The sequence below is a fragment of the Streptomyces filipinensis genome, from assembly GCF_014649495.1.
GTDB lineage: Bacteria > Actinomycetota > Actinomycetes > Streptomycetales > Streptomycetaceae > Streptomyces > Streptomyces filipinensis.
The window spans coordinates 1-6,190 of sequence record NZ_BMTD01000052.1; the positions used below are offsets into that span (position 1 = coordinate 1).

The following is a 6,190-nucleotide window of genomic DNA, read 5'->3' on the forward strand; positions in this document are numbered from 1 at the left end:
TCCGGGTTCACCGGGTCGAGCGGCAGATACGCGGCACCCGACTTGAGCACACCGAGAATCGTCGGGATCAGCTCAAGGTCACGCTCCAGCGAGACACCGACCAGCTTCTCCGGGCCGGCGCCCAGCTCACGCAGATGATGGGCCAGACGGTTCGCCCGCTCGTCCACCTCCCGGTAGGTCAGCGAACGCTCCCCGCACACGACCGCGACGCTCTCCGGGGTCCGGGCGGCCTGCGCCGCGAACACCTCGTGGACGCACGCGTCGACCGGGAACTCCTGCGTGGCGTTCCACTCGTTGAGCAGGCGTTCGACCTCGTCCTGCGGAAGGCACGCCGCGGACGCGTCCCCCGTGGGATCCGTCGCCATGGCCGCCAGCACCACGCGGTACATCGACGCGAGGCGCTCCAGGTCGGCGCGGCTCATCACCGCCGTCGTCGTACCGAGGTTGAGCATCCCGCCCGCGGCGATGACGCTGAGCGCGAACTCGTTGCCGCCGGCGTTCTCCGTCGCGCCGGTGTCCACCGCTTCGCCGTCGACCTGGTAGAAGTTCTGGTGGTCGAACATCGTGGTGATCAGGCGCTGGTTGCTGCCCGCGTCCCGCTGGATGGCGGGCAGCGGGTAGCGGCGGTGCTCCCAGATCTCGGCTTCCCGGGCGTACACCTGCTCCACCAGCCCGCGCCATGTGCCGGTCGGACGGACCGCAGGGAACGGCACGGTGTTCAGGTGCATGCCCAGCACGCGCTCGGCGTCCGGGGCCTCCAGACGGCCGTGGTAGACCACACCGGTGTGGAAGGCGTCCTCGGGCGTCAGCGTGCTCAGCACCTTCAGGTGCGCCGCCAGCAGGACGCTCTTCAGCGACGCCTTGGCCTGGCCGGCCAGCCGCCGCAGGCCCTCCTCCCACTCACCGAAGGAGACCTGGAGCCAGTACCGCTCCTCCGCCTTGCCGTTGTCGTCGGCCCAGGTGGCGGGCAGGTGCAGCGGGGCGTGCCCGGCCACCACGTCCTGCCAGAACGCGCGGTCCGCCGGATCGTCGAGCGACGTCAGCTCGGCGGCCACGTAGTCGGCGTAGCGCACCGAGGGAGCCTCGTACCCGGGCAGTTCGCGGCCGTCGCGGAGATGCCGGTAGCACTCCACGATCTCCATCATCAGGGAGTTGAGGGTCCAGCCTTCGGTGACCGCGTGGGAGTGGCTGATGGTGAGGCGCCACGCCTCGTCCTCTTCGATGTGCGCGCAGAACCGCATCAACGGAGCGGTGGCCAGGTCGAATCCGGTGGCCCACTCCGCCTCCGTGTACTCGCGGCGCAGCCGCCCGAGCTCCTCGGCGTCGCGTCCGCGCCAGTCGTAGACGGCGACCGGGAGCGCGACGGTGGCGTGGACCAGCTGCAGCGGCCGCGCATAGCCGCTCAGGTGCATCGACGTCCGCAGGATGTCGTGGCGCCCGGCCACGGTGTCCACGGCCTCCTGCAGAGCCGGCAGGGAGAATCCGCGCTCGTCGGGAATCCGGAACGAGTTGATGTTGTGGTAGACGTTCCTGGCCGTGTCACGGGCGGCCAGCATCTCGACGAGCATGCCGGTCTGGATCTGCGACAGCGGGTAGGCGTCCACGACGTCGTCGGGCAGCGCGGCCCGGTCCTCGTCGCTGATCAGCGCGAACGGCTCGACCGCTGCGATCAGCGACTCGTCCGCCACCTGTCCCGACAGCCGGCCCGCGAGCTCCGCGACACTCCGGTGTTCGAGCACGTCACGCACCGACACCTCGTAGCCGGCCGCGCGCAGCGCACCGACCAGGCGGACGGCTCGGATGGAGTCGCCGCCGAGATCGAAGAAGCCGTCCTCGACACCGACCTGCTCCAGCCCCAGGACGTCCGACCAGATCGCGGTCAGCCGCTCCTCCACCGGGGTGCGGGGGGCCACGTACCGGCTCACCGCGAACGCGGCGGCGTCCGGGGCGGGCAGCGCCCGGTAACCGACCTTGCCGTTCGCGGTCAGCGGGATGGCGGCCAGCTCCACGTAGGCGACCGGGACCATGTAGTCGGGCAGGCTCGCGCCGAGATGCGCGCGCAGCTGGGCCACGTCCAGTTCCTGGCCTTCGGGCACCACATAGGCGACGAGTGCCTTGTCGCCGTTCTCCGCCTCGCGGGCGACCACCGCGGCGTCCCGGACGGACGGGTGGCCGCGCAGCGCGCCCTCGATCTCGCCGAGCTCGATCCGGTAGCCGCGGACCTTGACCTGGTTGTCGATGCGGCCGAGGAAGTCCAGCGAGCCGTCGGCGAGCCGGCGGGCCTGGTCACCGCTGCGGTAGAGCCGCGCACCGGCCGGACCGAACGGGTCCGGTACGAAGCGCTCCGCCGTCAGCGACGGGCGGTTCAGGTAGCCGCGGGCGAGGCCGGTGCCGCCGATGTAGACCTCTCCGGCCACTCCGGTCGGAGCGAGCCGGAGGTCCTCGGTGAGGACGAACATCGTGCTGTTGGGGATGGGGTCACCGAGCGGGATGAGCTCGTTGTCCGGCAGCCGGTCGATGGGCTGCCCGGAGTTGCCGATGGTGATCTCGGTGGGACCGTACTCCGAGCCCACCCGGGTGCCCTCGGGCCCGGCCAGGGTGCGCCAGCGGGCGGCCAGCGCGGTGGGGAAGGTGTCGCCTGCGGCGATCACCAGCCCGGCCACGTCGCGGGCCTGCTCCGGGGTGAGCTGGTGCGTGAGCAGGTCCAGATGCCCGGGGGTGAGCTTGATGAAGCTGAACGGGCCCGCGGCGGCGAGTGCGGCGCCGAGCTCGGCGGTGTCCAGGTCCATGGGCATCAGGTGGACGGGCTGCCCGGTGATCAGCGGTGTGAAGAGGTTGGGTATGCCGAGGTCGAAGGAGATCGACGAGAAGAGCGGCGCGCCCGTCGTGCCGTGTGCGGCGTAGGCCTGGACCGTCCACTGGAGGTAGTTGGCCAGACCCTCGTGGTGCACCATGACGCCCTTGGGGCGCCCGGTGGACCCGGACGTGTAGATCACGTAGGCGAGCTGCTGCGGATCGATGGACCGCTCGACGGGGGTGGCGGCCCGCTCGTCGATCTGCGACTGGTCCCGGTCCAGCACGACGAACGTCCCGCTGTGGACGTCGCCCAGCACGGGCATCAGGTCCGCCGTCGTGACGACGATCGCCGCGCGCGTGTCGTCGAGCATGTAGCCCAGCCGCTCGGCGGGGATGCTGGGGTCGAGCGGCAGATAGGCGGCTCCGGTCTTCCAGACGCCCAACAGGGTGGGCACCAGGTGGAGGTCGCGGTGCAGCCCCACACCGACCAGGGTGTCCGGGCCGGCGCCCAGCGCGCGCAGGTGGTGGGCGATCCGGTTGGCCCGCTCGTCGATCTCGGCGAAGGTGAGCCGGTGCTCGCCGACCACCACGGCGACCGCGTCCGGGGTGGCGGCGGCCTGCTTTTCGACCAGGTCGACGGTGGTTCCGGCGGGCCACTCCACGGTGTCGGCGGTACCCCACGCGGTCAGCAGCTCGCGCTCGCCCTCCGGAAGGCACGTCACGGACGCGTCCCCCGCGGCGTCGGCGGCCATCGCCTCCAGCACCGAGCGGTACATCGCGCCGATGCGCTCCAGGTTCGTCCGGGTGAGCGCGGCCGTCGTCGTGACCAGCTTGACGGTGCCGCCGGTGGCGATGACGTTGAGCGCGAACTCGTTGCCGCCGGCGTTCTCCGTCGCGCCGGTGTCCACCGCTTCGCCGTCGACCTGGTGGAAGTCCTGGTGGTCGAAGAGCGTGGTGATCAGACGCTGGCCGCTGCCGGAGTCCCGCTGGATCGCCGGGAGCGGGTAGCGGCGGTGCTCCCAGATCTCGGCTTCCTGCGCGTAGACCTGCTCCACCAGTTCACGCCAGGTGCCGGCGGGCCGGTGGCCGGGGAAGGGCACGGTGTTGAGGTGCATGCCCAGCACGCGCTCGGCTCCGGGCGCCTCCAGACGGCCGTGGAACACCACGCCGGTGTGGAACGCCGCGTCGGACGTGAGGGTGCTCAGCACCTTCAGGTGCGCCGCCAGCAGCACGCTCTTCAGGGACGCCTTCGCCTGACCGGCCAGCCGCCGCAGCCCCGCCTCCACATCGTGGTACGGCACGGCGAGGCGCTGGAACTCCGTGGCCGCACCGTTCTCGTCGGCCCAGGTGTCGGGCAGCCGCACCGGGGTGTGGCTGGCCAGAACGATCTGCCAGAACGACCGGTGCTCGGGGTCGGCCAGCGCTTCGAGTTCGGCGGCGACGAAGTCGGCGTAACGGACCGAGGGAGCCTCGTAGCCGGGCAGCTCACGGCCGTCGCGGAGATGCCGGTAGCACTCCACGATCTCCATCATCAGGGAGTTGAGGGTCCAGCCTTCGGTGACCGCGTGCGAGTGGCTGATGGTGAGCCGCCAGGCTCCCTCCTCCTCCAGCTGCGCGGCGACGCGCACCAGCGGAGCGGAGCCCAGGTCGAACCCGAGAGCCCATTCCTTGTCGGCGAACGCCCGGAGTGCTTCGCGCTGTTCGTCGGCGCTCATCCCGCGCCAGTCGTGCACCGTCACCGGCACCTCGGCCGTCGCGTGCACCAGCTGCAGCGGCTGCGCATAGCCGCTCAGGTGCATCGACGTCCGCAGGATGTCATGGCGCCGGACCACGGTCTCCACGGCCTCGGACAGGACCGGCAGGGAGAACTCGTTCTCGTCCGGGATCCGGAACGAGTTGATGTTGTGGTAGAGGTTCCCGCCCGCCTCACCGGCGGCCAGCATCTCGACCAGCATGCCGGTCTGGATCTGGGAGAGCGGGTAGGCGTCGACCACGTCGTCGGGCAGCGCGGCCCGGTCCTCGGCACTGATCAGCGCGAACGGCTCCACCGCGGCGATCAGCGACTCACCGGCCGTCTGTCCCGACAGGCGGCCGGCCAGCTCCGCGATGCTGCGGAACTCGAACACGTCACGCACCGACACCTCGTAGCCGGCGGCGCGCAGCGCGCCGACCAGCTGAACGGCACGGATGGAGTCGCCACCCACGTCGAAGAAGCTGTCCTCGACACTCACGCGCTCCGTCTCCAGGAGCTCGGACCAGATGGCGGCCAGCCGCTCCTCCAGCGGAGTGCGGGGGGCGATGTGCCGGGCCCCGGCGAACGCGGTGACGTCCGGTGCGGGCAGGGCACGGTGGTCGACCTTGCCGCTGTTGGTCAGCGGGACCCGGTCGATCTCCACGAACGCCGCCGGGACCATGTACTCCGGCAGGGTCGTCCCGAGGTGGCTCCGCAGCTCGGCCGTGTCGAGGGCGGTGTCCGCGACCACGTAGGCGACCAGGGTCTTGTCCCCGGCCTGGTCCTCACGGGCCGACACCACGGTGTCCCGCACCGCGTCATGGGCCCGCAGGACGCTCTCGATCTCGCCCAGCTCGATCCGGTAGCCGCGGATCTTGACCTGGGTGTCGATACGACCGAGGTAGTCGAGCGAGCCGTCCGGCGACCGCAGGACCAGGTCGCCGGTGCGGTAGAGCCGGGAGCCGGCCGGACCGAACGGGCTCGGCACGAACCGCTCCGCCGTCAGACCAGCACGCCCCATGTAACCGCGCGCCAGACCGACACCGCCGATGAACAGCTCACCACTGACACCATCGGCCACCGGCCGGCCGTTGGAGTCGAGGACGTACAGGTCGGTGTTGGCCAGCGGCCCACCGATCGAGACGGACTCGGTCTCCTCGGGCACCTCCCAGAAGGTGGACCAGATGGTGGTCTCCGTCGGGCCGTACACGTTCACCAGACGCTGGGTCTTCTCATGGAGCTCACGCGCCAGCTCCGGGGAGCACGCCTCGCCGCCCACCAGCGCCGTCACGGCGTAGTTGTCGAAGCCGGCCGCGAGCATCAGCCGCCAGCCGGACGGGGTCAGCTGGGCATGGGTGACCCGGTTCCTGCCGATGAGTTCGATCAGCGCCTCGGCGTCCTTGACCTGGTCCGCCGAGGCCATGACCACACGCCCGCCGGTGACCAGCGGGAGGAACAGCTCCAGCCCGGAAATGTCGAACGAGATCGACGTCGACGCCAGCCAGGCGCTGCCACGGTTGATGCCTATGTCGTCCCGGACGGACATCAGCAGGTTGTGCAGCGCCTGGTGCGGGATCATCACACCCTTCGGCCGACCCGTCGAACCCGACGTGTACAGCACGTACGCCAGCTCACCGCCACCCGGCAACACACCCAGCGACT

General features: G+C 70.9%; 1 protein-coding gene. It reads right to left on the bottom strand.

The genetic code is table 11. The features are described from left to right. A partial coding sequence (locus tag IE244_RS41340; protein ID WP_229854905.1) for a non-ribosomal peptide synthetase occupies positions 1–6,107 on the bottom strand: 6,107 nt, incomplete at its 3' end. Positions 6,108–6,190: the final 83 nt, after the last annotated feature.